Here is a 26,506-nt window from a genome sequence, read left to right on the forward strand (position 1 = left end):
CTCCTTCGCGATCTTGCTACCCGGAGATCCCTCTAGAACTGGGCTGAGTATGCGCAAGATCATTCCAGGAGTTCGCCGCCCCGGGTCGGTGCCCCGGGGCGGCGTCCCGCGGTGCTCTACAGGCGCTCGATGATCGTGACGTTGGCCTGGCCGCCGCCCTCGCACATCGTCTGCAGGCCGTACCGGCCGCCGGTGCGCTCCAGCTCGTGCAGCAGCTTGGTCATCAGGATCGCGCCGGTGCCGCCCAGCGGGTGGCCCAGGGCGATGGCGCCGCCGTTCGGGTTGACGGTGGCCGGGTCGGCGCCCAACTCCTTGATCCACGCCAGCGGGACCGGCGCGAACGCCTCGTTGATCTCGGTGACGTCGATCTGGTCGATCGACATGCCCGCCTTCTTCAACGCCTTCTGAGTGGCCGGGATCGGCGCGGTCAGCATGTACACCGGGTCGTCACCGGTCAGCGCGAGTTGGTGGATACGGGCGCGCGGGGTCAGACCATGGTCCCTGACCGCCTGCTCCGAGGCGATGAGCAGCGCGCCGGAACCGTCGGAGATCTGCGAGGAGGTGGCGGCGGTGATCACGCCGTCCTCCTTCAGCGTCTTCAGGCCCGCCATCTTCTCCAGCGTCGAGTCGGGGCGGGGGCCCTCGTCGTCGTGCACGCCGTTGACCGGGACGATCTGGTCCTTGAAGTGGCCGTTGGCGATGGCCTTGGCCGCGCGCTGGTGCGACTCGTAGGCGAACTGCTCCAGCTGCTCGCGGGTGAAACCCCACTTCTGGCACATCAGCTCCGCGCCGCGGAACTGGGAGATCTCCTGCTTGCCGTACCGCTCGACCCACATCTCGCCGAAGGGGAACGGCATGCCCTTCTCCAACGCCGCCGTGATCGACGAGCCCATCGGCACGACGCTCATCGACTCCACACCGGCGGCGACCACGAGGTCCTGGGTGCCGGACAGGACACCCTGCGCGGCGAAGTGGATCGACTGCTGCGAGGAGCCGCACTGCCGGTCGATCGTGACACCGGCCGTGGTCTCCGGCAGTCCCGCGCTGAGCCAGGCGTTGCGCGCGATGTCCATGCTCTGCGGGCCGAACTGCATGACGCAGCCCATGATGACGTCCTCGACCGCGGCTGGGTCGACGCCGGTGCGGTCGATGAGCGCCTTCAGCGTCTGCGCGGCCAGGTCAGTGGGGTGGACGGTGGAAAGCCCGCCCTTCTTCTTGCCGACCGGGGTCCGGACCGCCCCGACGATGTACGCCTCTGCCACAGTGCCCTCCATGAAACCGAGCAATATTCGGTTACTGGGCAGACTACAACAGAACGATGCTCTACAGGAGGTCCCCTGGGGCGTCGATACGGAAGCACCACCGGTCCACCGCGATGCCCTGCAGCCCCTCCGCCAGCGACAGCGCCAGCGCGCCGACCTTCTCCAGGTCGTCGCCGCGCAGCTCCACCGCGGTCAGCTCCGTCGCGAAAGGCAGCAGATCCCGTACGGCCGGCGGCCGCGTCTTCAGGGGCACCACCACCGCGCGGAACCCGGCGCCCTCGAAGGCGTCGTCCTCACCGGGCTCGGCTTCGAGCAGCTCGGCCAGTTCCTCGTCGGCCGGCCGTACCGGGAGGATGACCGCGGCGCCGCGCTGCACGTCCTCGTCGGACGGATCGCTCACCTCACCGCGGCACACCGCCAGCCCACCCAGCCGGAACGCGATCCCCTCGGCCAGGTAGCGATCGAAGTAGTCGAAAGGCAACGGCCCTTCAGCGGCCACCCGCAGCGCCCAGACCGTCTCCAGCTCCCCGCCCACGAGCTCAGGCTCCGCCTCGACCGCGGCGTGGATCCTCGTGTCCGCGGCCAGAATGTCGCCGCCGTCCGCACGGGCGTCCGGGTCGGCCAGTTGCACGATCCGCAGCAGCTCGGCCGGATCCGGCTTGGCGGACACCGCCGCCGTAGGGCCAGTACGCAGTCGCCGCTTCGCCATCCAGCCCATGCGCGTGTCCTCAGCTTCTGTAGGAGCTCGTCATTGTCGCGTAGACGATGATGTTGTCGGTGTAGTGACCGATGTTGCGGTTGTAGAAGCCGCCACAGGTGATCAGGTGGAGCTGGGCGTTGTCGCCCTGGTCGCCGTAGACGCGCTGGGTGGGGAAGGTCGTCTTGGCCGCCTGCTCCACACCGCCCACGGTGAACACCGCCGTCACGCCATCCTGCCGCTTGACCTCGATGGTGTCGCCGTTGCGGATCTCGTACAAGCGGCTGAACACGGCGGTGCCGCGCCGCGTGTCCTTGTGCCCCAGCATCACCGACGGCCCCGCCTCACCCGCGGTCGGCCCATGCCGGTACCAGCCCACCAGGTTCGGATTGTCGATCGCCGGAACCTGGATGGCCCCCCGTTTATCGAGTCCGATAGACGAGATGGGCGCGTTGATCCCCAGCCGCTTGATCACAATCCTCTTGGGCGTGGACGGCAACATGGCCGGCGCCGGATTGATCGGCGGAAGCGGCGGCGGCACCGTGGGCTCGGCCTTGAACAACGCCTGCTGCGGCGCCCCCGTGTTCTTCCCATCCGGCTGCGCCCCAAGATCAAGACTGTCCCGGGCCAGCCCGTACTCCTGCGGCGACCCCGCGACGATCAACAGCCCGGCCACGACCGTCACCACTCCGGCGATGGCCGCCAGGATCAACGTGATCCGCAACCCGCCACCCTGAGAACCCTGCCCGGCCACCCTCAGCCCCGATTGAGCCCGCGCCGCCGGATCATCAACCCACCGGCACCCGCGGCCAAGATGAGCAGAGACCCAGTAAGAATGAACATCCGCCCATCAGGCCCCATGTCCCCACCACCACCGGTGTCCGCCCCAGCCTTGGGAGTCTTGGTGACCTTCCCGTTGTTGTCCTTGGGCGTCTCGGTGACGAACTTCGTCGTGGTCTTGGTGGGCTTGGGGGTAGTGGGCGTGGTGGTGGGAGTGGACGTCGGAGTCGGCGTGGTTGAGCCCGTCGAGGTGTTGGTCGAGGTGGGCGTGCCGGTCGCGACAGTTACCAGGGCCGCGGCCGCCGTGGCCTCGGCCTCCTTCCCCGGCGCGATGTCACAGGTGTACCAGTCCAGCTCGGACCCGGCGGCGCTGGTCGGCCCGACCAGCAGCGCGAAGTCCTGAGGGATCACCGCCATGGTTCCCCGAGCGGTCGGAGTGAGCGACACCAGGATGGTCGGCAACGGCATCGGCGCACCCGACGCCACAGCACCGGGCGTGCTCGACGCCCCTACAGTGCGGGTCTCGGTCGGAAGGGGATTGGGCGTCCCAGTGACGACGACATCGGCGTCTACGACGACACGCTCGGTCGCGGCGATCGCGGACGGAGCCGGCAACGACGGAGTGGGCAGTGTCATCTTCCAGGTGACCACCGCCGTCGCGCTGGGCGACACCGCGGTCAATGGGCCGGCCAGGTCCATCTGGAACTTGACCTCGGTTGGCTGCGCGGCAGCGTTCAACACGTTCTTGCACATGTAGGTGACGGGCTTGGGCACCATCGAACTGGCCAGGGCGGGAACGCCCACGAAGATTCCTGCACCGAGAACGGCTATGGCGGATGTCTTGATGGCGAGGCGGCGCCGCGCCTTGGACGTCAGCACTGTCTATCTCCGTTTCAGCGCAGGTTCAACAGGCGTACCAGGATTCCAGCGATTGGTCACGGTTAGGTTGAGATCGTACGAACTGACCCTGTAAATCTCCTGTAAACCTGAAAACCGGACCCAAGCGTTGGTCAACCCTTCTTCTTGGACAGGGTGGCATACACGATGACGTTGTCCGCGTAGTGATGGGCGGACTTGTTGTACACGCCGCCGCAGGTGACCAACCGAAGCTGGGCGTCCGTGGTGTTGCCGTATACGCGGTTCGTGGGGAACGTGGACTTGCTGACCTGCTCGATGCCGCTCACCGTGAAGCGGGTGACCTTGCCGTCCGAGCGGTACACGTAGATCGGGTCGCCCTTCGACAGCTCTGCCAGGCGGTTGAAGACCGCGGGGCCCTTGCGGGTGTTGACGTGGCCGTTGATGATCGACGGGCCGATGCCGCCGGGGATGGGGCTGTTGCGGTACCAGCCGGTCAGGTTCGGCTTCGTCAGGGGTGGGACGCCCAGGGCGCCCTTCGCATCCAGGGTTACGCCGGCGATGGGGGCGTTCACCTTGATTTTGGGGATCTTGATGCGTGTTGGGCGGGCCTTCTTCGCCGCTTTCTTCGCTGGGGGAATCGGGGCCACGGTCGGGACGGCGGCCAGCGGCGGCGGGGCCTCCAGCTTGGCCGGGGTCAGCGGGACGTCCTTGCCGCCCGGGCCCACGGTCGGGGAGAGCATGAAGGCGCCGGCGTTCTGGATCTCGATCGGGGTCGGCTGCTCGCCGTTCTCGGCCTGGCGGGGTTCTGCGGCTCCGGCCAGGACGCCGCTGGGGCCGCCTTCCACCCTCGGGGCCAGTTGGAGGACGCCTACCGTCACCGCGACCACTCCGGCCAGTGAGCCGGCGACCAGCAGACCCGGTAGTGCCCGGTTCATGGCTTTCTTCTGCTCACTCATCACTTCGCTCCTCCGGCGTGCTCGGCGCGGCGCCGCCGTACCAGCAAGCCGCCCGTCGCGCTGACCAGCAGCAGGGCCGAACCACCCGCGATCAGCCCGTACGGCCCGCCCGTCGCCTCCGCAGGCGCTTCACCGGTGTCCACCCCGCCCTTGGGGGTCTTGACCACCTGGGCCTTGATGAAGCGGGTCGTGGTCGGTGTGGCGGAGGCGCGGGTCGTCGCGGTGTTCACGGCGCCGGGCACCACGCCGACGTGCCACGGGTCCCGGTTGTCGCCGTTGTTGTTCGGCGGCGTGGTCGTCGGGGTGTTGGTGGGGCTGTTCGTGCCGGTGGGGGTGCTGGTCGGTGTGGGCGTGGTCGGGGGCGGGCTGCTCGGGGCGCCCGGGACGACCACGTCGATGCCCCCTCCGCCGCTCACGAGGGCGCAGGTCGCCTCGTGGTGTTTGGGCGGCGACGGCAGCGCGCCGGTGATCACCTTGAAGGCGTCGAGGTAGGCACGGCCGGCGGCGGTGTTCTCGACCTCGATGGTGTGCTGCTTGTAGGCCATCTCCGGTGACTTCCAGAGGACCTCTTTGGCCTTGGTGCCGGTCATCGGGGTGCCGTTGACGTCCTTGCCGGGCTCGACGAGCGGGTCGGTGATCGGCTGGCCGTCGACGCGGATCTGGATGGGGCTGAGGTCCCGTTCGCGGCGGCCGATGTACTCGACCTGGGTGCCGGTGAACGCCAGCTTCGCCACCTCGTTCACCGCGGTGGTGGTGTGCAGGTCGTTGAGGTGGTCGCCGAACTCTTCCTCGGTGGAAATGCGCGACCAGCCGCCGGTGTACTCGATCGCCGGCCGGTTGTTGTTGACCATCACCTCGCCCTGCGCGGGCGTGAACCTGACCACGAGCGCGCCCGGCACGACCCTGACCTTCCCCGGGCGCTGCACCGAGCCGGCGTCGGAGAGGCCTTCCGGCACGACCAGCTGATCGCCGGGGACGAGCGCGGCCTGTTCCTTGCCGCCCTTGGGCCGGAGCTGGCCGTCCCAGGCGCCGGTGATGTCGACGACGCCTTCCAGGTTGAGCAGCGAGCCCTTGGCGAAGTAGCCCGGGGAGCCGAACCGGCGATCGCCCAGGTACTTGAGTGACCAGCCCACCTCGAGCTGACCCGCGGAGTTGATCTTAGGGGTGATGCCCGCTTCGAGCTCGACCGGAATCGAACCGGCCACTCCACCGGTGCACCGGTAGGTCGCCACGAGCGTGTCGGCCTGGCTGGGCGCGGACAGCCCGACCACGAAGGCCGCGGACGCGGCTAACCCGACCGAAGAGGCAACCACTGCCTTGCGCCACTGACTCACGGGGTCACTCCGATCACCCAGGCATACCAACGGTAGATCTTAGGGGCGGAACGCCCGCCAACGCGGCGATATGTGGTGCCGGGCAGGACTTGTAATGAAGCCGTGTCACTACCGTCACGATGACAGATTCCGGCCTCCGCCGATCTCCGTAATTTCGATCAAGCGACGGGCGAACGGCCCAGCGCAACGACTTAGGGAGACGGCGATGAAGAAGACGGCGATGCTGGCCGGAGCGATGCTGGCGGTGGGGCTGCTGAGCGCACCGGCCCAAGCCCAGACCAGCGTCTGTGACCAGGCCACCGGCTGGGTCTCTCCCAACGCCTGCAGCTTCATCAAGCGGCAGGTCGCGTTCGGCAAGGAGGCGCCCGACGCCCTATCGCGCGTCCCGCTTTATCTGGACATCTGGGACAAGGACGCCACCCTCTGGGAGCCGGCCGCCGCCGAACTCCCCCCGACCAAGGGACTGGCGGAGATCGAAAGGGCGATCACCGGGACGCTCACCCTCGCCCCCGACTTCCGCTTCCACGGCACCCGCATCGGCGTGGACGGCCCCGCGGTGATGTTCGAGGCGGCCAACGAGGTCACGATCAAGGGCCACACGATCTCCTACCCGGCCGTCTACCGCGTCCTGATCGCCGACGACGGCAAGGTGGTCCAGGGCCGCCGCTACTACGACCGGTATACGTGGTTCACCAAGCTCGACCCCGCCGTCCGCAACCTGTTCGGCGCCGTGGCCGACACCGGCCAGGCCGAGTCCGGCCGCAGGCCCGCCATCAGCCCGGACGCGCTCGTCGCCCGCGGCCAGGCATGGAACCGCAAGGACGCAGCCGCCCTCCTCGCCCCGCTCACCGGCGCGCCGCTCAAGGGCACCGGACTGGAGGGCCGCGCGCTCAGGACGGCCCAGGGCAAGCTGGCCTACCTGAACGCGTTCTTCGCCCAGGTCGGCGAACTCCAGCTCCAGCCCGGCCAGGCGGTCAGAGCGGGCGATTCCACGTACGTGGAGTGGTACGGCACGGTCACCCCCAAGCACGGCCAGAAGATGAGCTTCGGCATCATCGAACGGCTCGACGACCGATGGGGCGTCACGACGGACTGGCAGCTCAGCTTCGACCAGCTCCCGCTCATCGCCGACCAGGCCAAGATCAACTCCCTCTACGGCCTGCTCAGGCCCTAGCCGACCAGCGCCGCCAGCTCCGACCTGGCGGCGATCCCCAGCTTCGGATAGGCCTTGTACAGGTGGTATCCGACCGTTCGGGGGCTCAGGTAAAGCTGGGCGGCGATGTCCCGGTTGGAGGCGCCGGTGGCGGCCAGCCGTACCACCTGGCGCTCTTGGGCGGTCAGGACGCTCAGCGGATCGTCGGCGCGACGCGGCGCGGCGGGGACATCGCCGGTGAGCCGCAGTTCGGCCCGCGCCCGCTCGGCCCACAGGCTCATCCCCAGCCGGTCGAAAGTGGCCAAAGCCGCTCGTAGCTGCGTGCGCGCCTCCGCCCGCCGGCGTGCCCGCCGCAGCCACTCGCCGTAGAGCAGCCGCGTGCGCGCCTCCTCCTGCGGCTGCTCACCCCCCTCATGCAGCTGTACGGCCAGCGCGAACCGCTCCTCGTCATCGGCGACCAGCGCGGCGCACCGGGCGGCGACGGCCAGCGCGGACGGCAGCCCCACGGCTTCGGCCCACTCCGCGTACCGTCCCGCCAGCGCCTCGGCCGCCGACGTGTCCCGGACCCGGAGCGCGGCCTCGACCCGGTCCGGCAACATGAAGAGCGAGAACGGCGCATAAGCCGCACCGGCCACCGGTTCCATCGCCTTCAGCGCCGCCTCCGGCCGGCCGAGCGCCAGCTCCAGCCGACCCAGAGCCCACGCCCCCAAGGCTCCACCACCGCCCCGCCCGCGTTCCTCGTCCCCGAGCTCGGCGTGGGCGAACGCGAGCGGCCCGTCCAGCAGCGCGGGGTCGCCGACCAGCGGCGTGCCGTCCTCCCGCGCCTCGATCATGTCCTGATAACGCCCGAGACAGGCCAGGGCCTGCATCCGCGCGGCCAGCCCGACGATCAGCCAGCCGTCCATCCCCCGCGCCCGGCAGTCGGCGACGGCCCGCGCGGCGACCTCGTCGGCCAGCGAGGGCCGTCCGGACGCCAGCGCCACATGGGCGAGGAAGAGCCGCCCCGGGATCCCCAGTCCTGAAATATCGGGATCGGTGAGCAGGCGGCCCATGGACGCCACCGCCTTCGGCGCCTCCCCGCCCATCATCTCCGCCAGCCCGAGCGCCCCGCCCACCAGCGGCACGTCCACCGGCGGCATCAGCTCCGCGGCCCGCAGCGCCGGCCCGGCCGCGGCGCCGAACCACGCGCACCGGATCGCCTCCAGGTAGAGGTAAGCGGCACGTTCGGGGGCGAGCAGCGCGATCGGCCCGGCTCCCTCGACGATCACCCGGGCCGCTTCGGCGTAGGCGCCCTTGTCCACGTGCACGTGCGCGCGTACCTGGAGCAGGTGGGCCAGCGCGAGCGGGTCGCCGATGTCGCTGGCCCGGTCGGCCAGCCGGGCGGCGTGCTCGAACCGGCCGCCGTCGCTGGCGGCCACGGCCGCGGCGGCCAGCCGTACCGAACGGAGGTCGGGGTCGGGAGTGAGCTCGGCGGCGCGCTCGTAGGCGGCGGCCATGGCGGCATAACCCGCGCGCGTCTGCGCGCGCTCGGCGACCCGCACCAGTTCGGCGGCCACGTCCTCGTCGGGCGCGGCAGTCGCGGCGGCGAGGTGCCACGCCCGCCGGTCGGCGTGCTCGCGCCCGTCGAGCGCACCCGCCAGAGCCCGGTGTACGGCCAGCGCCGTCGTCAGCGGCACGTTCTGATACGCCGTGGGCCGGATCAGCGGATGACGGAAGCTCACCTCCTGCCCGGCGACCTCGACCAGCCGGGCCCGCCGCGCGCTCTCCAGATCCCCGACCCCAACCCCGAACTCCTCACAGGCGCGCAACACCACGCCCAGCGAGCCGGTGTCGTCGGCGGCGAGCACGGCCAGCACGAGCTGGGCGGCCTCCGGCAGCGCGGTGATCTGTCCGAGGAACGCCTGCCGCACCCGGCTGGTGACCGGGATCTTGGTGTAGGGGGCCAGCCGCCCGGCCCGCTGCTCGGGGGTGAGGACGGCGGGCAGTTCGAGCAGGGCCAGCGGGTTGCCGTCGGCCTCGTCGAGGATGCGCTCGCGCACGGCGGGGGCGAGGTCGGCGGGCAGGAGCGCCGTGGCGGCGGCGCGGTCGACGCCGCGCAGCACGAGTTCGGGCAGCCCGGCGGGCTCGGCGGCGTCCCGGGTGGCGAAGATCAGCGCGATGCCCTCGGCGTCGAGCCGCCGGGCGGCGAAGACGAGCGCGTCGAGTGAAGCCTGGTCGACCCACTGCGCGTCGTCGACGACGCAGAGCAGCGAGCCGTCCCCGGCGATCTCGGCGAGCAGGCTGAGCACGGCCAGCCCGACGAGGAAACGGTTCTCGGGGGCGAGCGCGCCGAGCCCCAGCGCACCCCGCAGCGCCTCGGCCTGAGCTTCGGGCAGCGCGTCCAGGCGGCCGAGCTCGCCGCGCAACAGCAGGTGGAGTGCGGCGAACGGCAGCTCGGCCTCGGACTCCACCCCGGCCCCGCGCAGGGTCCGCAGGTCGCCGGCCCGCTCGGCGGCATGCCGCAGGAGGGCGGACTTGCCGGCCCCGGGCTCCCCTCGGATCACCAGAATCCCGCTGTCACCGGCGCGGGCCGCGTCCAGCAGTCGCTCGACGGCCGTCTGCTCATCCCCCCGACCATGCAACATGCGGATGAATCTACCGGGGGGCCATTGCCGCCCCGTACGGTGGGAAAGCGGGTATACCTCCGAGTAACAGAATCGTATTCTGTTGCCCATCCATCCGAGTTGGAGGCGAACAGATGCAGCGAGACCTCTTCGACGACGAGCACCTGCTCTTCCAGGAGACCGTCCGCGAGTTCATGACCCGCGAGGTCCTCCCCCACCACGACCAGTGGGAGAAGGACGGCATCGTCCCCCGGGAGGTCTGGAAGAAGGCCGGGGAGATCGGCATGTTCGGCTTCGCCGTCCCCGAGGAGTACGGCGGCGCCGGCATCACCGACTTCCGCTACAACGCGATCATCACCGAGGAGATCATCAGGACCGGCGCGTCCGGCCTCGGCTGGGGCCTGCACAACGACGTCGTGGCGCCCTACCTGGTCGAGCTGACCAACGAGGAGCAGAAGCAGCGCTGGCTGCCCGGCTTCGTCAGCGGCGAGCTGATCACCGCGATCGCCATGACCGAGCCGGGCGCCGGCAGCGACCTGCAGGGCATCCGCACGACCGCGATCCGCGACGGCGACCACTACGTCGTCAACGGCCAGAAGACGTTCATCACCAACGGCATCAACTCCGACCTGGTCGTGATCGTCGCCAAGACCGACCCGGACGAGGGCGCGCGCGGCACCACGCTGCTCGTCGTCGAACGCGGCATGGACGGCTTCAGCCGCGGCCGCAACCTGGAGAAGGTCGGGCTCAAGGCGCAGGACACCGCCGAGCTGTTCTTCGACAACGTCCGGGTGCCGGTCTCCAACCGGCTGGGCCCGAACGAGGGCGAGGGCTTCTTCCAGCTGATGAACAACCTGCCGCAGGAGCGCCTGTCGATCGCGGTGGTGGCGGTGGGAGCGGCGGAAGCCGTACTGGAGATGACGATCGAATACTGCAAGAACCGGCAGGCGTTCGGCCGCAACATCGGCAAGTTCCAGAACACCCGGTTCGTGCTGGCCGAGCTGGCCACCGAGGTCGAGATCGCCCGCCACTACGTGGACAAGTGCGTGGTGGCGCTCAACAAGAAGGAGCTGTCGGTCGTCGACGCGGCCAAGGCCAAGTGGTGGACGACCGAGCTGCAGAACAAGGTCATCGACCGCTGCCTGCAGTTGCACGGCGGTTACGGCTACATGATGGAGTACCCGGTGGCCAAGGCGTGGCTGGACAGCCGGGTGCAGACGATCTACGGCGGAACCACCGAAATCATGAAGGAGATCATCGGCCGCTCTTTCGGCTTTTAGACCGAAAAATTGGCCATACTGGCCCTATGGACGGCGGTCTGATCCTCCTGGTTTTCCTGGCGTTGCTGTTCGCCTGGGGTCTCAACCGTGTCCGGCGGGCCTTACGCCTGGGCCCCGTCGGCTACCTCGGCATCATGCTGGTCTTCATCCTCGTCATGCTCCTGGTCTGGGGACAGACGATGCGCTAGCCGTCTGCGCCCACTGGTAGAACGTCGCGCTGCCGTCGGGCCCGAGCTGCAGCACCGGGATGTTCTTGCCCACCGGGTCGCCGCCGTCGCCGATCGTGAACGGCCCGCTGGCGCCGGCCACGGTCAGCGTGCCGCTGGTCAGCACGCTGGCGATGTCGCGCCCGGTCGGCAGTTCCCCGGCGAACTTCTCCACCGCCCTGATCGCCAGGTACATGGCGTCGTGGTGCACGATGGCCATGCCGTCGTCCAGCGGCTCCTTCGGGTAGAGGACGTTGTAGGCGTTCGGGGTGACATCGTCGAAGCGTTTCTTCATGTCCGCGATGACCGGCCCGCCCGTCTGCGTGACTCCCTCGGAGTGCGCCAGCGCGGTGAAGAAGAGCCGGATCGCCTGGTCACCCCACATCGGCTGCTTGACCGGCCGGGCCAGCTCGGCCACGTCGTCACCGCTGATCACCGTGATGCCGCGGTCGGCGCACTCCGCGTGCCGGCTCAGCCCCGCCATCAGCGCCGGCAGATGGTCCGCGCGCCCCGCGTACAGGACCGTGTTGGCCTCCGAGGTGCAGATGCGCTCCGCGTTGAGCCCCAGCACCGTCCCCGGCGAGCCCGCCCCCGCGTCGAACGTGAGCGTCTCCTCGACCTCCTTGTCCGTCAGCTCCCGGGTGAAGTGGTCGCCGAGCGTCTTGCTGTAGCTGTCGTCCCGGTTCCTGTCCTTGACCACGGTCGCCCTGAGCTTCGGGTTGATGTGCCTGGCCAGCCGCAGCACCGCCTTGGCCTGGTCGCTGTTGAGCGGCGCGACCCTGGCCAGGCCCTTGAACGGCCCGAACTCGTCGGAGGTGATCACCGCCGCCGACATCCCGTAGTAGCGCTCGCTCAGGTCGGCGACCGACCTGCGGGTGCTCTCCGTGCTCGCGCCCAGCCCGGTCACGGCCACGATGCGCTCACCCGCCGCCCGCCGTTCGAGGTCGGCGAAGGTCGCCGCCCAGTCGCCCGGCCCGTTGCTCCCCACCAGCACCCTGATGTACGGCGGCGCCTGCTCCAGCCGGTTACGCCAGAGCTGGGCCAGATAGATGCCCTGCAACCCGTGCCGGATGGTCTGGCGCGACATCGAGATCTCCGACACCTCGCCCGACATGGGCAGCAGCGCGACGATCGTGACGTGCGCGTCCGGATGCTTCCTCTCGACCTCCGCGTTCTCCCGCCGGATGCGCTCCATCACCTCGGTCAGGTCGTCGCCGAAGGCCGTGGGGTCGTCGGTCAGCGGCACGCTCCGCAACGTGATGACCGCCACCACGGCCGCCACCAGCGCCAGCACCACGAGAGAGGCCCCCAGGGCGATCCGCCGGCGGCGCCGCCCGCGGCGGAAGGAATCCTTGACCGGCAATCCGTCAGTCCTGCGCGACATACCGGTCCGCCTCCCGCTTCAGCACGGATCTGCTCGCCTTCGAGTGCTCGCGCAGGTTCATCAGGCCGTGCCAGATGTCCTCGCGCCGCCGTCCCGAGGGGTCGAGGAGGGGGTCGTTCCAGAACCAGCGGTCCACGACCAGGGTCCTGATCCGGGCCCTCCAGTCGTCCGGCCCCTCCTCCGCGCCCGTCACCAGCGAGTCGTGCAGGTCCTCCAGACCCTGATCCAGCGGCAGCCGGCTCGGGGCCGTGGTCACCAGGTTGAACTGGGCGATCCACTCCGGCAGCGCGCGTCGTGCGTCGAGCTCATCGAACCGCCGGTCCAGCCAGGCGGTCACGCGGGCCAGGTGCCCTCCGGCGTCGCCGGGCCGTACGCGGGCCAGGGCGTGGTAGTAGACCTCGCCCTCCCGGTCGTGGCAGAAGGACTCCAGCAGTTCGTGCGTGCGGTCCCACTGCTCCTCGCTGAGCCGGTGTAGCAGCAGCCGCTTCAACCAGGGGTGGATGACCGTGCCCAGCTCGCCGTCGTGCCTCAGCCAGAGCGCGTCGCCCAGCAGGTCACGCAGGTTCGGCGGGCCGCCGAGCGCGTTCTCCGCGTCCTCCACGTGCCGCGCGGCCGCCCAGCCGGACAGGTGGCCGAGGTTGGGCAGGTGCAGCCGTTCCGGCCAGCGCAGCACGTCCTTTCGGTGCAGGGCCGAGCGGAAGGCGTCGTCGTCGGGCGCGGACCCGGCCACGCCGAGCAGTTCCAGGGCGGCCTGCCGGTATCCGCCGGTCAGCCGGTCGATCGCGGCGGCGTGGCGGCGCTCGCTGCCGGACGTGAGCAGTGGCGGCATCCGCACCGGATACCACCACCGGTCCTCGTCCGCACTCCGGTGGGCGAGCCAGTCGGAGTGAGCGGCCTCGGACAGCGTCGGCGGTTGCGGCCGGTCGGGCGCGCCAAGGCCGGGTCGCGCCCAGGCGCCGCCCACCGGCACCCAGGATCGCGAGGTCGCCACGACCACCAGCGGGTCGTCGCCCTTGGCGAGCTTGAGCGCCTTGAGGAACACCTGGCCGCGCTCGGTCTCGGCGCCCTCCAGCATCAGCAGGCAGTTGCGCGGATGGCGGCCCGGCTTGGTGTATTCCTCACGCAGGTCGGCGACGAGCGCCTTGCACAGGATCACCGCGGGAGAATCCTCCGCGAGGTCGGCGCCACCCTGCTGGTTTCGCTTGGCCAGCGTCACCAGGTTGCCCTCGTGCAGTTCCGCGGTCAGCCACGTCCTGCCCTTGCGGTTGAGCAGCCTGACGGCGATCCGCTTGCGGAGCAGCGCCAGCCGGAGCAGCGACACTCCGCCCGCCAGGAACTGCCCGATCTGCGGCACCATCCCGAGCAGCTCGCGCAGCGGGTCCAGGAACTCCGGCGGGTTCGGCGCCGTGCCGTCCACCAGCCCGTCGAGCTCTTTCAGCACCGCCTGGTCACTGCGCCTGCCCGGCCGCAGCGCCAGCACGTGCAGGGTGAACACGACCCTGGGCAGCTTCACGCGGGAGCTCAGCATCAGCCCGTGGGCCACGCGCGCGACGATCCGCGACACCGGGAGCTGCTCGTCGTCCTGATCGCGCAGGCTCACCAGGGCGGCGGGTGAGGCGGGCTCGGTCACCACCCGGTCGCGGACGTGCCTGACCAGCGCGCCCTTGCCCGTGCCCGCTGGACCGAGCAGCACGATGATCGGCAGCTCCTGTCCGCCTTCGCGCAGCAGGCAGCCGTCCATGACCAGGTGCTGCCAGGAATCGTCCACGAAGTGCGCCATCGCGTCCTGCCGGCTCGTCAGGCGTGCGTCCTCGAGTGATCACCCACAGTTTACGAGCCAGGTCAGGAAAGCGCGCTTGTTTTCAGCTGGACTCGAGGATGACGCGGGCCACCAGCTCGGGGTCGTCGCTCATCGGCAAATGCCCGCAGCCCTTGAGCAGCTTCACCCGCTGCCCCGACCACTTGGCCGCGCGCACCGCCTGCCTGCGCGGCAGCAACCGGTCGTGCTCACCCCACGCGATCGTGATCGGCGACTTGGGCGGAGCCGGCGGCATCAGGCCGGCGAACGACTCCAGCGTCTCGTCGAACCCGGCCGCCCCGGCCAGCGCCTGGGTGGCCGCCATCAGCGCGGTCGGCGTCAGCCGCGACGGGTGGGCGACCAGCAGGCCCGCCGACACCGCCCGGCCGAGCGGGTTCTCCGCCGCCCTGGCCGCCTGCTCATAGGGCAGCGACCGGGCCGACGAACGCAGCGCGCGCAGCGCCGTCTGGCACCACACCAGCTCCGAACGCGACCAGAAACCGGCCGGCGAGAGGGCGGTAGCCGTACGGACGACTCCGCGGGAGGCCAGCTCCAGCGCGATGTAGCCCCCGAGCGAGTTGCCCGCGACGTGCGGCTCGCGCACCCCCATCAGCGCGCAGAAGCTCTCCACCGCGTCCGCGAGCGACTCCGCGGTGTACGGCGTGCCGTCCGGCAACCCCGGCGAGACCCCGAAGCCCGGCAGGTCGATCGCGATCACGTCGCGGCCGGAGGCGAGCCGGTCGAGCACCGGCAACCAGGCCTGCCAATGGTGCCCGATGCCGTGGATGAGGATCAGCGGCGCGCCCGTGCCACGACGTTCGAAGGCCAGCTCCATGCCGACGAGTCAACCACTCAGCGGCTGCGCGTGGGAATCTCGAACCAGACGGCTTTGCCTTCCCTGGTCGGGCGCGAGCCCCACCGCTTGGCGAGCTGGTCGACCAGGTAGAGGCCGCGCCCGCCCTCGTCGTTCTCGCCCGCGCTGCGGATGCGCGGCAGGCGCAGATCCTGGTCGAACACCTCGACCCAGACCGACTCCTCGCCCCTGCGCAGCCGGAGCGTGAACTCCTTGTCGCCCATGACCTCGTCCTCGAACGGGATGTCCCAGGACTCCTCGAACGGCAGCGGCGGCCCCTCGACCACCAGCTCCCGGCGCGGCACGCTCGCGGTGGCGGCGTGCAGCACCACGTTGGTGACGACTTCGGAGACGAGCAGGCAGGCCAGCTCGGCGCGCTCTTCCGGCACGTTCCAGCCGGTGAAGGCCTCGGCGGCCATCCGGCGGGCCTCGCCGACCATGATCGGCTGCGCGGGGAAAGTGCGTTCCTCGACGTCCAGATCGATGTCGCTGGAGCGCAGCACCAGGATCGCCATGTCGTCGTCGATCTCGCCGGGCACCGCGACCGTGGCGGCGTCGGCGACCCGTTCGACGTCGTCGCCGGTGGCCTTGGCCAGCTTCTCGCAGAGGATCCCCAGCGTCTCCTCGTCGGTCGGGACGCGGCCGTCGCGGGTGGGACGACGATCGACCAGCCCGTCGGTGTAGAGCAGCAGCGCGGCGCCGGGCGGCAACGTGCGGGTCTCTTCCTTGTAGACCAGGTCGGCGTGCAGGTTCTTGGCCCGCACTCCGAGCGGCTGGCCGACCTCCTCGATGTCCATCTCCAGGCACTGGCCGTCGACCAGCAGCAACGGCGGCGCATGGCCGGCGTTGGCGAACGAGAGCTGCCGCGACCACGCGTCGTAGACGAGGTACTGGCAGGTGACGATCGGCGGGATGCTCACCTCGGTGCCGTTGTCGTCCTGCTCGGGGGTGGCGATGATGCGGGTCCACTCGTCGAGCCTGGCCAGGATGTCGGCGGGCGACTTGTCGTCCTGGGCGAAGGCGCGCAGCGCGGCGCGAAGCTGGCCCATGATGGCCGCGGCCTTGGCGCCCCGGCCCTCGACGTCGCCGATGACGATGCCGACCCGGCCCGCCGACAGCGGGATCACGTCGTACCAGTCGCCGCCCACCTGGGTCTGGATGCCCTGGCCGTGGGAGGCCAGCGGGGCCGCCGGATAATAGCGGACGGCGATCTCCAGGCCGTCGAGCTGCGGCAGCGCGCGTGGCAGCAGGTGCTTCTGGAAGGACTCGGCGGTGTGCCGCTCCTCCTCGAACAGCAGCGCGTTGTCGATCGCGAGCGCGACGCGGGTGGCGATGGCCCCCACGAAGTCGCGGTCGAAGGCGTCGTAGTGGGGGCTGCGGCGGTCGGTGAGGTTGGACAGCCCGAGGTACATCAGGCCGAGCGTCTCCCCGCGCACGCACAGCGGGGCGACGATGGCTGAGGTCATGCCGACCTCGCCGCACAGCTGGGCGCTGCCCTCGTGGGGGGCCGGGAAGCTGCTGGTGGCGAAGTCCTCGACCAAGATCGTCTCCTGGCGGCGCATCGCGGTGTCGGCGTAGTGGCCGGAGGGGTAGCGGATCTCCGCGCCGACCGGCTTCCAGGTGCCCGGCGGAGGGGTCCAGCCCTGCACGTGCTGGGAGACGCGGCGCACCAGGCGCTCGCCCTCCATCAGCTCGATGAAGCAGTGGTCGGCGAACTGCGGGACCAGCATCTCGGCGACCCGCTTCAGCGTCTCCTCGACGTAGAGGGAGCCGGCCAGCCGTTCGCCGATGCGCTCCAGCAGGCCGAAGCGGTCCTTCTCGCGTTCGTTGCTGCGCAGGGCCTCGCGGGCGGTGATGACGATGCCGGTCACCGAGCCGGACGGGTGGCGCAGCGGCACCGCCTGCGCCCGGACGTAGATGATGGTGCCGTCGCCGCGCCGTACGTCGAAGGTGCCCTCCCACACGCCGCCCTTGAGCACGTGCTTGGCCAGCTCGATCGCCAGCGGGTGGTCCTTCTCCATGATCCCGAGGGACAGGACGGACGTCTCCCTGCTCGACGACTTGCCGGGGCGGCCGAACAACTTCTCCGCGAAGGGGTTCCAGTAGAGCAGGTTACTGAACCTGTCCGTCACGACGACGGCCATCTCCGCGTGATCCAGCACCGACCCGGCTGCCAAATGATCAGCCGCGTCCGGTGACAGATCCCCCCATCGTTTCATCCGGAGACCACTCCTCGGGGAGGCTTATGCGAAAAGCGAACCACGGGCGCTCCTGCAACAGTCATGGCCGGGGGGAGTGGAGGGTTCTCCCTTGAGGGATTCAACCAAGCAGAAGCTCGCGCGTCAGCGCCTGGAGACGAAAACGTGCGCGGCAACCTCACGCGGAAGTTCCGCGGGAGTTCCGTTCGCGTCTCCGTCACCTGTCACCCGCACACCGTCGTCGCTCGCCGCGAGCGTCACCTCGCGTCCGGGTTGTATCCCAACTTGCTTGAGTTTAAGCATCACAGCGGGATCGCTTTGCACTTGTTCGCTAATTCGCCGCACGACAACCGCCATATCGCGGGGTCCGGCAAGATCGGCCATGGCCTCCAGAGGCTTATCTGCTGCTTCATCCGCTTCGTGCGCGCCCAGCTCGGCCAGCCCCGGGATGGGGTTGCCGTGCGGGCAGACCGTGGGGTTGTCGAGCAGCGTGACCAGGCGGCTCTCCACCGACTCCGACATGACGTGTTCCCAGCGGCAGGCCTCGATGTGCACCTCCTCCCACGGCAGCCCGATGACCTGGGTCAGCAGACACTCGGCGAGACGGTGCTTGCGCATGACGCGCGTGGCCAGGGTGCGGCCGAGGTCGGTCATGGCGAGGTGGCGATCGCCTTCGACTTTCACCAGGCCGTCACGTTCCATACGGGCGACGGTCTGGCTCACAGTCGGGCCGCTCTGCTGGAGCCGCTCGGCGATGCGGGCGCGAAGAGGGACGATGCCCTCCTCTTCGAGTTCGTAGATCGTGCGGAGATACATCTCCGTGGTGTCGATCAGGCCGTGTGCGGTCAAGGCTCCTCCCATCTTGATGCTACGCCGGTCCGGCGGGGACTGAGCCCGTCCGCGGCGGGCACAGAGGTCAAAGGGAACCCTATTGGGAGAACGACCGACGATGGCAAAGGACGGGAACAATAGTGCGGCCCGGTTCCTTCCCGATCACCGCCGCTGCGCCCGGTAGTTCCTGAACCCCGGCACCGCCAGCCCCACCAGCAACACCGCCACAGCGCACGCGAGCCCGCCGCCGATCCAGGCCCCGGCCAGCCCGAACACCGTCGCGGTGGCCCCGGCGCGCACGTCCCCCAGCCGCGGCCCGCCGGCGACCACCACCATGAAGACGCCCTGCAGCCTGCCGCGCATCTCGTCGGGCGCGTAGAGCTGCAGGATCGACTGCCGCCACACCGACGACACCACGTCGGCCGCCCCGCCCAGCGCCAGGAACACCACCACCAGCCAGAGCGACTGCGCCAGCCCGGCGGCCGCGACCGACAGGCCCCACAGGGCGATAACGAGGACGAGCGCCAGCCCCTGCCTGCTGACCCGGCCGACCCAGCCGGAGAACAGCGCGCCGGTGAACGACCCGAGCGCCATAGCCGCGTTGAGCCAGCCGAGCGCCAGCTCCGAGCCGCCGAACCGGGTGGCGGCCAGCTCGGGGAACAAGGCCCTGGGCAGCGCGAACACCATCGCGATGATGTCCACGACGAACGACATGAGCAGCACCGGCGTGACCAGGATGTAGCGCAGCCCGTCCAGGACGGCCCGCGCGCCCGGCCGGGTGACCTCGCCGACGGGCGGCAGCGGCGGCAGCTTGAACGCGGCGTAGAGCCCGGCGCTGAACAAGACTGCGTCGATCGCGTACGCGGCCGCGAACCCGGAGACGGCCATCACCGCCCCGGCGAGCATCGGACCGGCGACCGCGCCCACGCTGAAGACGAGCGACTGCAGGGCGTTGGCCGCCGGCACGCGCTCCGGCGGCAGGATCCTCGGGATGATGGCGCCCCTGGTGGGCGAGGTGATGGCGAAGCCCGTCGCGTTGACCGCCATCAGGCCCAGGAGCAGGTAGACGTTGCGCAGGTCCAGCAGGGCCTGCAGGAGGATGAGCAGGGTGCTCGCCCAGGCGATGAGCGAGCCGATCAGCAGCAGCTTTCGCCGGTCCATGGCGTCGGCGACGGCGCCGCCCCACAGACCGAAGACGACGAGGGGGATGAGGTTGGCGAGGCTGAGGAAGCCGACCCACAGGGATGAGTGGGTGAGCACCCACACCTGCTGGCTGGCGGCGACCACGGTCACGCCCAGGCCGACGTGGGAGACGGTCTGGCCGATCCAAAGCCGCCGGTAGGCGGGCACCTGCAGTGGCCGGGTGTCTACTAGGTACCTTTTGATCAAATCCCCGATTGCCACCTAAGGCACATTAAGGGGCAAGTCTCTCCAGCTCCCAGCCGGGGTGCGCGCGCCGGTAGCGGAGCCGGTCGTGCAGACGGTCCAGCTGGCCCTGCCAGAACTCCATCTCGCCGGGCACCACCAGATAACCGCCCCAGAAGTCGGGCACCGGCGGATCCTCCGGCCAGCGGGCGGCCAGTTCGTCGTAGCGCCGGTCCAGGTCCTCCCTGGAACGGACCACGGCCGACTGCCTGGAGGCCCAGGCGCCGATGCGGGAGCCGTACGGGCGGGAGTTGAAGTATTCGGCCGAGCGCTCGTGCGACAGCCGTACGACGGAGCCCTCGACCCGGACCTGGCGGCGGATCGGGTGCCAGGGGAACAGCAGCGACGCGCGCGGGTTCTCGGCCAGGTCGCGGCCCTTGCGGGACTCGTAGTTGGTGAAGAAGACGAAACCGTCCTCGTCGTAGCCCTTGAGCAGGACCGTTCGGGCACTGGGCCGGCCGCCCGCCGAGGCGGTGGCGACGACCATGGCGTTGGGCTCGGGCAGGCCGGCGTCGAGCGCCTCCTGGAACCAGACGGCGAACTGGGCGATGGGGTCGGCGGCGACGTTGGCTTCGAGCAGGGGCTCGCCTTCGTACGAGCGGCGCAGCCCTGACAGCGAGGTGGCATCCACGAGACGGTATTCTTGCGCGCTTGGTGGCGATCCCACACAACCGCCCCCACCAGCGGTGATTGCGTTTCGGCGTGCCCGAAGACGAAGCACCCGATGGCAGGGGGTTAAATTGACGCGCCGGTATCTCGACATCAAGAAAGGGAGGCGGCCGAGAATGTCCGACTTCAAACCCGGCCTCGAAGGCGTAGTAGCCTTCGAGACCGAGATCGCGGAACCGGACAAAGAGGGGGGCGCCCTTCGATACCGGGGCGTCGACATCGAGGAGCTGGTCGGCCGTGTCCCGTTCGGGCACGTTTGGGGCCTGCTGGTCGACAACAAGTTCCAGCCGGGCCTTCCCCCGGCGGAGCCGTACCCGATCCCCGTTCACTCCGGTGACATCCGCGTAGACGTACAGAGCGCCCTGGCCATGCTGGCTCCCGCCTATGGCTTCAAGGCGCTGCTCGACATCGACGACGAGCAGGCACGCGACGACCTCGCCCGCGCCTCCGTCATGGCCCTCTCCTTCGTGGCGCAGTCGGCGCGTGGCCTCGGCCTGCCGATGGTGCCGCAGAGCCGCGTCGACGAGGCGAAGACCATCGTCGAACGGTTCATGGTCCGCTGGCGCGGCGAACCTGATCCCAAGCACGTCAAGGCCATCGACGCCTACTGGACCTCCGCCGCCGAGCACGGCATGAACGCCTCCACGTTCACCGCCCGCGTCATCGCCTCCACGGGCGCCGACGTGGCCGCCGCGCTCTCCGGTGCCGTGGGCGCCATGTCCGGTCCCCTGCACGGTGGCGCCCCCGCCCGCGTGCTGCACATGATCGAAGGCGTCGAGCAGCTCGGCGACGCCAAGAAGTACGTCCAGAGCGAGCTGGACAAGGGCAACCGCCTCATGGGCTTCGGTCACCGCGTCTACCGCGCCGAGGACCCGCGTGCGCGCGTGCTGCGCCGTACCGCCAAGGAGCTCGACGCGCCCCGCTACGAGGTCGCGCAGGCGCTGGAGACCGCGGCGCTCGAAGAGCTGCACGCCCGCAAGCCCGACCGGGTTCTGGCCACCAACGTGGAGTACTGGGCCGCTGTCGTCCTCGACTTCGCCGAGGTGCCCTCGCACATGTTCACCTCCATGTTCACCTGCGCCCGCACGGCCGGTTGGGCCGCGCACATCCTGGAGCAGAAGCGCACGGGCAGGCTCGTCCGCCCCAGCGCGAACTACACCGGCCCGGCAACCCGCCCCCTGAGCGACGTGCCCGGAGCCGCCGAGGTCGCCGGCCTCATCTGAAGCCTGCTTCGTACGGCTGCCGCGGCGCGTGGCAGCCGTACGTCAGGTCACGGCACTTCAGACACGTCTCAAATCCCGGACCCGGGCCAAGCCATCCGTCGCGGCTCAGTACGCTTGGGCAGGTGGCTGACATCGTGATTCCCGCTGACATCAAGCCCGCAGACGGCCGCTTCGGCTGCGGGCCCTCGAAGGTCCGACCCGAGCAGCTGGCCGCGCTCGCCTCCGCCGGAGCGAGCGTCATGGGGACCTCCCATCGCCAGAAGCCGGTCAAGAGCCTGGTCGGCCGCGTGCGCTCCGGCCTCGCGGACCTGTTCTCGCTGCCCGAGGGCTACCAGGTCGTGCTGGGCAACGGCGGCACCACCGCGTTCTGGGACATCGCCGCCTTCGGGCTGGTGCGCGAGAGGTCGCAGCACCTGTCGTTCGGCGAGTTCTCCTCCAAGTTCGGCGCCGTCGTCAGCAAGGCGCCCTGGCTCGGCGACCCGACGATCATCAAGTCCGAGGTCGGCACCCACCCGGCGGCCGTGCTCGAAGAGGGCGTCGACGTCTACGCCCTGACGCACAACGAGACCTCGACCGGCGTCGCGATGCCGATCGGGCGGGTCGGCTCCGACGACTCGCTGGTGCTGGTCGACGCCACCTCCGGCGCCGGCGGGCTGCCCGTCGACATCGCCGAGACCGACGTCTATTACTTCGCCCCGCAGAAGAGCTTCGCCTCCGACGGCGGCCTGTGGATCGCGATCATGTCGCCGCGCGCGCTGGCCCGGGTCGAGGAGATCGCCGCCTCCGGCCGCTACGTGCCCGAGTTCTTCAGCCTGCCGGTCGCGATCGACAACTCCGCGAAGGACCAGACCTACAACACCCCGTCGGTGGCCACGCTGTTCCTGCTGGCCGACCAGATCGAGTGGATGAACTCCAACGGCGGCCTGGCGTGGACCACCGCCCGCACCGCCGACTCCTCCCAGCGCCTCTACGCGTGGGCGGAGAAGTCCGCTTTCGCGACGCCGTTCGCCGCGCCGGAGTTCCGCTCGCAGGTCGTCGGCACCATCGACTTCAACGACGACGTCGACGCCGCCGAGGTCGCCAAGACGCTGCGCGCCAACGGCATCGTCGACACCGAGCCCTACCGCAAGCTCGGCCGCAACCAGCTGCGCGTGGCGATGTTCCCGGCCATCGACCCGGCCGACGTCGAGGCGCTGACGACCTGCGTCGACTACGTGGTCGAGCGCCTCTGACCCGTCCGCCTGGCCTGGAGTTCCTCCAGCAGGGCGAGCGCGTCGGCGTCCTCGACGCTCTGCGCGAAGCGCGCCAGCACCGGCAGCCTGTCGGTGCTGGCCGAGAGTGCTTCGAGCATCAGCCTGGTGACGTGCTCGTCCCTGCTGTGCACCGCCGCGTACCTGAAGGCGTTCCGGTACGGCGTGCGCACCAGCAGCCCTTTCTTCAGCAACCGCTCGGCCACGGTCTGAACCGTGGTGTAGGCCAGCGCCCTGTCCTTGTTCAGCCTGGCCAGGACTTCCCTGACGAGCAGCGGTTTGCGGGCGTCCCACAACACGTCCATGATCGCGCGTTCCAGGGATCCCAGGGTTGCCACAGGAAACATTCTTGCCGGAAAACCCCCGCGGCATCCAGTGATGTCGATATTCCGTAAAGTTGTGCGAGAACGCACGCACGTGACGGGGGTTGACCGGAGTGACGTCCCATCCCAGACGGCCGTTGGGCCTGGGGTACCTGATGTTTGCCAGCCGCTGGCTCCAGCTGCCGCTCTACCTGGGGCTGATCGTGGCGCAGGGCGTCTACGTGTGGCAGTTCCTGGTTGAGTTGTGGCACCTGATCCAGACGGTCGTCACCGGCGACCCTGGCCATTCACCGGTCGCGGCGAGCTTCACCAGGCTGACCACGGGCGAGACACCGAGCATGGACGTCATCGTCATGCTCTCCGTGCTCGCGCTGATCGACGTCGTGATGATCTCCAACCTGCTCATCATGGTCATCGTCGGCGGTTATGAGACGTTCGTCTCACGGATCAACCTCAACGGGCACCCCGACGAGCCCGAGTGGCTCTCCCACGTCAACGCCAACGTGCTCAAGGTCAAGCTGGGCACCGCGATCATCGGCATCTCGTCGGTGCACCTGCTGCAGACGTTCATCCAGGCGCGCTGGATTCCGGACAACAAGATCATGTGGCAGACGTTCATCCACCTGGCCTTCGTCGCCTCGGCGATCGGGCTGGCGTGGATCGACCGGCTGCTGTCACACTCCCCCGCCGAGCGGACCAAGGAACTGGTGCACTAGTAGGCGGTGAGCGAGCTCCGGCGCCGGCGCAGCACCCACGCCGACACCACGCCGGCGATGAGCCCGAACAGGTGGCCCTGCCAGGAGATGCCGGGCTGGTTCGGCAACACGCCGAGCAGCATCGAGTAGTAGGCGATCGCCACGCCCACCGCGATCACGATGTCGAGAATGCTGCGGTCGAAGATGCCGCGGGCCACCACGTAGCCGAAGTAGCCGAAGATGAGACCGCTGGCGCCCACCGCGACCGTCCCGAGCGGGGTGGTCAGCCAGGTGCCCAGCCCGCCCACGAGGATGATCAGCAGGGTGGCCGCCACGAACCGGCCCAGCCCGCGCACCGCCGCCAGGAAGCCCAGGATGAGCAGCGGCAGCGAGTTGGCCATCAGATGGCCGAAGCCCACGTGCAGGAACGGCGCGAACACGATGCCGATCAGGCCCGAGGGCTGCCAGCCGGCGATGCCGTAGTCGTCCAGGTTGGCCGGCAGGACGTAGTCCACGACCTCGATGGCCCACATGGCGGCGACCGCCACGACAAGCAAGATCACGGCGCCCGCCGCTTCGGCGAGCATGCCACGGAAGCGGGACCGTCCTTCGGGCTGGCCGTTCATGCGCGCTCCTGCGGGGTCGACTGACTTCTCTTTTACCGTACGCAGGAATTCTCATGCGCGCGCTGAGGGCCCTCTTCGCATTTCTCGCGGAGAGGGCCCTCAGGAGGCTTCTACTCGCCCTTCCAGTTGGGGGCGCGCTTCTCGGCGAAGGCCGCGGCGCCCTCCATCGCGTCCTTGGAGCCGAACACCGGCCCGACGATCGCGCCCTGCTTGGTGAACATCTCCTCCAGGGACCAGTCCTGCGACTCGATGATCACCTTCTTGGTCGCCGCCAGAGCCAGCGGTGCGTTCGCGGCGATCTTCCTGGCCAGTTCCAGCGCCGCCTCAAGGGCGCCGCCGGCCGGGGTGATCCGGTTGACCAGGCCCAGCTCGTACAGGCGGGCGGCCGGGTAGTGGTCGCCGGTCAGGGCGATCTCCATGGCCACGTGGTAGGGGATGCGGCGGGGCAGCCGCATGACGCCGCCGGCGCCCGCCACCAGGCCGCGCTTGGGCTCGGGCAGGCCGAACTTGGCCTCCTCGGAGGCGACGATCACGTCGCAGGACAGCGCCAGCTCGAACCCGCCGGCCAGCGCGTACCCCTCGACGGCCGCGACCAGCGGCTTCTTCGGCGGCGCCTCGGCCAGGCCGCCGAAGCCGCGGCCCTCGACCACCGGGAAGTCGCCGGACAGGAAGCCCTTGAGGTCCATGCCCGCGCAGAAGGTGCCGCCCGCCCCGGTCAGGACGTATGCCGAGATGTCGGAGCGGGCGTCGAGCTCGTCCAGGGCCGCGGCGATGCCCCGGGCCACCGCGCCGTTGACGGCGTTACGGGCCCGCGGACGGTTGATCGTGATGACGGCGACGTTGCCGGATTCCTCGACGAGAACCTCAGAGTCAGACACGCGACCTCACTTGGGCTGGAAACGGATGCCGCCGTCGAAGCGGACGACTTCGGCGTTCATGTAGTCGTTCTCGATCAGCGAGCGGACCAGGTGGGCGAACTCGTCGGGACGGCCCATGCGCTTCGGGAAGACCACCGGAGCCACCAGCTTGGCCTTGAACTCCTCCGAGTTCGGCGAGAAGCCGTAGATCGGGGTGTCGATGATGCCGGGGCAGACCGTGTTCACGCGTACGCCGATCGCCGCCAGGTCACGCGCGGCCGGGACCGTCATGCCCACGATGCCGCCCTTGGAGGCGGAGTAGGCGAGCTGTCCCGTCTGGCCCTCCAGCGCGGCCACGGAGGCGGTGTTGATGACGACGCCGCGGTGGCCGTCCTCGGAGACGGGCTCGGTTTTGGCGATGGCGGCCGCGCCGACGCGCATGAGGTTGAACGTGCCGATCAGGTTGACCTCGATGACCTTGCGGTAGCTGCCGAGGCTGTGCGGCGCGCCGTCACGGTTGACGGTCCGCTCGGCCCAGCCGATTCCGGCGCTGTTCACGATCACACGGACCGGCTTGCCGGTCGCCACGGCGGCGTCCACCGCCGCCTGCACCTGCTCCTCGTCCGACACGTCGGTCTTGACGAAGACTCCGCCGAGCTCGTCGGCGATGGCCTTGCCGCGCTCCTCGTTGAGGTCGGCGATGACCACGGTCGCGCCGTGGGCGGCCAGCTCACGGGCGGTGGCCTCACCGAGGCCGCTGGCACCGCCGGAGATGATTGCTGCAGATCCGTTGACGTCCATATCCCGGACCCTAACCCGACAACCGAATGAAGTTCTACTCGGGGTGGGTTAATTCACGGTCACATGCCGCCGACGGCGCTGTCGACGTCGGAGTAGACCTTGATCCGCCGGTCAAGGCCGGTGGTGCGCAGGATGCGGGCCACGGGCGCCTGCGGGGCGGCCAGGGACACGCCGCCGCCCTCGCCGGTGGCCAGCCGCCACGCCTCGATCAGCACCGACAGCCCGCTGGAGTCCATGAACGAGAGCTGCTGCAGGTCGAGCACCAGCCGCGCGCTGTCCTGCTTGATGGCATCGCGCACCTCGTCGCGCAGGAAGGGCGCGGTGAACAGATCGAGCTCACCCTCGACGGCCACCACCACGGCGTCGCCCATCGAGTGTCGCGCAAGCCGCAGCTTCATGTTCGGCCCCTCCTCGATGAGCCACTGTACTTGGACATCCCCGATA

25 protein-coding genes are annotated in these 26,506 nt (G+C 69.7%); 6 read left to right on the forward strand and 19 right to left on the reverse strand.

Annotation, left to right across the window (positions count from 1 at the left end; genetic code table 11):
* Positions 1–116: 116 nt before the first annotated feature.
* The 6 genes from HNR40_RS03070 to HNR40_RS03095 all read right to left on the reverse strand — a co-directional run bounded on the left by HNR40_RS03070 (position 117) and on the right by HNR40_RS03095 (position 5,887).
* Entirely contained in the window at positions 117–1,262 is a 1,146-nt protein-coding gene (locus tag HNR40_RS03070) for an acetyl-CoA C-acetyltransferase (RefSeq protein ID WP_184958125.1), read from the reverse strand.
* Positions 1,263–1,323: 61 nt separating this feature from the next.
* Positions 1,324–1,980 carry a hypothetical protein gene (locus HNR40_RS03075; RefSeq protein ID WP_184958126.1) on the reverse strand — a complete coding sequence of 219 codons (657 nt, stop codon included), beginning with the start codon at positions 1,978–1,980 and terminating at the stop codon, positions 1,324–1,326.
* 10 nt (positions 1,981–1,990) lie between these two features.
* Positions 1,991–2,671 (reverse strand): class F sortase, encoded by a 681-nt coding sequence (locus HNR40_RS03080; protein WP_246508316.1) that lies wholly within the window; start codon positions 2,669–2,671, stop codon positions 1,991–1,993.
* 44 nt (positions 2,672–2,715) lie between these two features.
* Positions 2,716–3,618: a hypothetical protein gene (locus HNR40_RS03085; RefSeq protein WP_184958127.1), complete on the reverse strand. Its 903-nt coding sequence runs from the start codon at positions 3,616–3,618 to the stop codon at positions 2,716–2,718.
* Between the two features lie 131 nt (positions 3,619–3,749).
* On the reverse strand, positions 3,750–4,553 hold the full coding sequence (locus HNR40_RS03090) for a class F sortase (RefSeq protein ID WP_184958128.1): 804 nt from the start codon (positions 4,551–4,553) through the stop codon (positions 3,750–3,752).
* Positions 4,553–5,887, reverse strand: coding sequence for a hypothetical protein (locus HNR40_RS03095; RefSeq protein ID WP_184958129.1), 1,335 nt, complete (start codon positions 5,885–5,887; stop codon positions 4,553–4,555). The genes HNR40_RS03090 and HNR40_RS03095 overlap by 1 nt, the downstream gene beginning before the upstream one ends.
* A gap of 205 nt (positions 5,888–6,092) precedes the next feature.
* Between HNR40_RS03095 and HNR40_RS03100 the strand changes: the two genes are divergently transcribed.
* Positions 6,093–7,061: a nuclear transport factor 2 family protein gene (locus HNR40_RS03100; RefSeq protein ID WP_184958130.1), complete on the forward strand. Its 969-nt coding sequence runs from the start codon at positions 6,093–6,095 to the stop codon at positions 7,059–7,061.
* Here HNR40_RS03100 and HNR40_RS03105 read toward each other — a convergent pair.
* Positions 7,058–9,664, reverse strand: a complete 2,607-nt coding sequence (locus HNR40_RS03105) for an AAA family ATPase (RefSeq protein WP_184958131.1) — start codon at positions 9,662–9,664, stop codon at positions 7,058–7,060. The genes HNR40_RS03100 and HNR40_RS03105 overlap by 4 nt on opposite strands.
* A 113-nt stretch (positions 9,665–9,777) precedes the next feature.
* On the opposite strand from HNR40_RS03105, the gene HNR40_RS03110 reads away from it, so the two are divergent.
* The gene (locus HNR40_RS03110; RefSeq protein ID WP_184958132.1) at positions 9,778–10,923 is read left to right on the forward strand and encodes an acyl-CoA dehydrogenase family protein; all 1,146 of its coding nucleotides are present in this window, start codon (positions 9,778–9,780) and stop codon (positions 10,921–10,923) included.
* A gap of 26 nt (positions 10,924–10,949) precedes the next feature.
* On the forward strand, positions 10,950–11,111 hold the full coding sequence (locus HNR40_RS03115) for a hypothetical protein (protein ID WP_184958134.1): 162 nt from the start codon (positions 10,950–10,952) through the stop codon (positions 11,109–11,111).
* Here the strand turns inward: HNR40_RS03115 and HNR40_RS03120 are convergent.
* The 7 genes from HNR40_RS03120 to pdxH form a co-directional block, all read right to left on the reverse strand.
* Positions 11,077–12,513 carry a type 1 periplasmic-binding domain-containing protein gene (locus HNR40_RS03120; RefSeq protein ID WP_184958136.1) on the reverse strand — a complete coding sequence of 479 codons (1,437 nt, stop codon included), beginning with the start codon at positions 12,511–12,513 and terminating at the stop codon, positions 11,077–11,079. The genes HNR40_RS03115 and HNR40_RS03120 overlap by 35 nt on opposite strands.
* On the reverse strand, positions 12,497–14,281 hold the full coding sequence (locus HNR40_RS03125) for a hypothetical protein (protein WP_184958137.1): 1,785 nt from the start codon (positions 14,279–14,281) through the stop codon (positions 12,497–12,499). The genes HNR40_RS03120 and HNR40_RS03125 overlap by 17 nt, the downstream gene beginning before the upstream one ends.
* A 94-nt stretch (positions 14,282–14,375) precedes the next feature.
* A complete protein-coding gene (locus HNR40_RS03130) occupies positions 14,376–15,146 on the reverse strand; it encodes an alpha/beta fold hydrolase (RefSeq protein WP_184958138.1) in 771 nt (256 codons plus the stop codon).
* A 17-nt stretch (positions 15,147–15,163) separates the two neighbouring features.
* Positions 15,164–17,383, reverse strand: coding sequence for an ATP-binding SpoIIE family protein phosphatase (locus HNR40_RS03135; RefSeq protein ID WP_184958139.1), 2,220 nt, complete (start codon positions 17,381–17,383; stop codon positions 15,164–15,166).
* Positions 17,384–17,506: 123 nt separating this feature from the next.
* Positions 17,507–18,211, reverse strand: coding sequence for an iron-dependent transcriptional repressor DtxR (locus tag HNR40_RS03140; RefSeq protein WP_184958140.1), 705 nt, complete (start codon positions 18,209–18,211; stop codon positions 17,507–17,509).
* Positions 18,212–18,355: 144 nt separating this feature from the next.
* Entirely contained in the window at positions 18,356–19,597 is a 1,242-nt protein-coding gene (locus HNR40_RS03145; protein WP_184958141.1) for an MFS transporter, read from the reverse strand.
* A 10-nt stretch (positions 19,598–19,607) separates the two neighbouring features.
* Positions 19,608–20,249, reverse strand: a complete 642-nt coding sequence (gene pdxH, locus HNR40_RS03150; protein ID WP_184958142.1) for a pyridoxamine 5'-phosphate oxidase — start codon at positions 20,247–20,249, stop codon at positions 19,608–19,610.
* 154 nt (positions 20,250–20,403) lie between these two features.
* Here pdxH and HNR40_RS03155 point away from each other — a divergent pair, with 154 nt between their 5' ends.
* Together HNR40_RS03155 and serC are read left to right on the forward strand one after the other, a co-directional pair.
* A complete protein-coding gene (locus tag HNR40_RS03155) occupies positions 20,404–21,510 on the forward strand; it encodes a citrate synthase 2 (RefSeq protein WP_184958144.1) in 1,107 nt (368 codons plus the stop codon).
* A 122-nt stretch (positions 21,511–21,632) separates the two neighbouring features.
* Positions 21,633–22,742 (forward strand): phosphoserine transaminase, encoded by a 1,110-nt coding sequence (gene serC / locus HNR40_RS03160; RefSeq protein WP_184958146.1) that lies wholly within the window; start codon positions 21,633–21,635, stop codon positions 22,740–22,742.
* Here the strand turns inward: serC and HNR40_RS03165 are convergent.
* Positions 22,721–23,098, reverse strand: a complete 378-nt coding sequence (locus HNR40_RS03165) for a BlaI/MecI/CopY family transcriptional regulator (protein WP_312896161.1) — start codon at positions 23,096–23,098, stop codon at positions 22,721–22,723. The genes serC and HNR40_RS03165 overlap by 22 nt on opposite strands.
* A 140-nt stretch (positions 23,099–23,238) precedes the next feature.
* Here HNR40_RS03165 and HNR40_RS03170 point away from each other — a divergent pair, with 140 nt between their 5' ends.
* The gene (locus tag HNR40_RS03170; protein WP_184958150.1) at positions 23,239–23,799 is read left to right on the forward strand and encodes a TIGR00645 family protein; all 561 of its coding nucleotides are present in this window, start codon (positions 23,239–23,241) and stop codon (positions 23,797–23,799) included.
* Here HNR40_RS03170 and HNR40_RS03175 read toward each other — a convergent pair.
* The 4 genes from HNR40_RS03175 to HNR40_RS03190 all read right to left on the reverse strand — a co-directional run bounded on the left by HNR40_RS03175 (position 23,796) and on the right by HNR40_RS03190 (position 26,460).
* The gene (locus tag HNR40_RS03175) at positions 23,796–24,404 is read right to left on the reverse strand and encodes a rhomboid family intramembrane serine protease (protein ID WP_184958152.1); all 609 of its coding nucleotides are present in this window, start codon (positions 24,402–24,404) and stop codon (positions 23,796–23,798) included. The genes HNR40_RS03170 and HNR40_RS03175 overlap by 4 nt on opposite strands.
* A gap of 110 nt (positions 24,405–24,514) precedes the next feature.
* Positions 24,515–25,282 carry a crotonase/enoyl-CoA hydratase family protein gene (locus HNR40_RS03180; RefSeq protein WP_184958154.1) on the reverse strand — a complete coding sequence of 256 codons (768 nt, stop codon included), beginning with the start codon at positions 25,280–25,282 and terminating at the stop codon, positions 24,515–24,517.
* A 6-nt stretch (positions 25,283–25,288) separates the two neighbouring features.
* Positions 25,289–26,062: an SDR family oxidoreductase gene (locus tag HNR40_RS03185; protein ID WP_184958156.1), complete on the reverse strand. Its 774-nt coding sequence runs from the start codon at positions 26,060–26,062 to the stop codon at positions 25,289–25,291.
* A 59-nt stretch (positions 26,063–26,121) separates the two neighbouring features.
* Positions 26,122–26,460 carry an STAS domain-containing protein gene (locus tag HNR40_RS03190; protein WP_184958158.1) on the reverse strand — a complete coding sequence of 113 codons (339 nt, stop codon included), beginning with the start codon at positions 26,458–26,460 and terminating at the stop codon, positions 26,122–26,124.
* Between the last annotated feature and the right edge of the window lie 46 nt (positions 26,461–26,506).

Origin of the sequence: Nonomuraea endophytica (genome assembly GCF_014203235.1) — a bacterium.
GTDB lineage: Bacteria > Actinomycetota > Actinomycetes > Streptosporangiales > Streptosporangiaceae > Nonomuraea > Nonomuraea endophytica.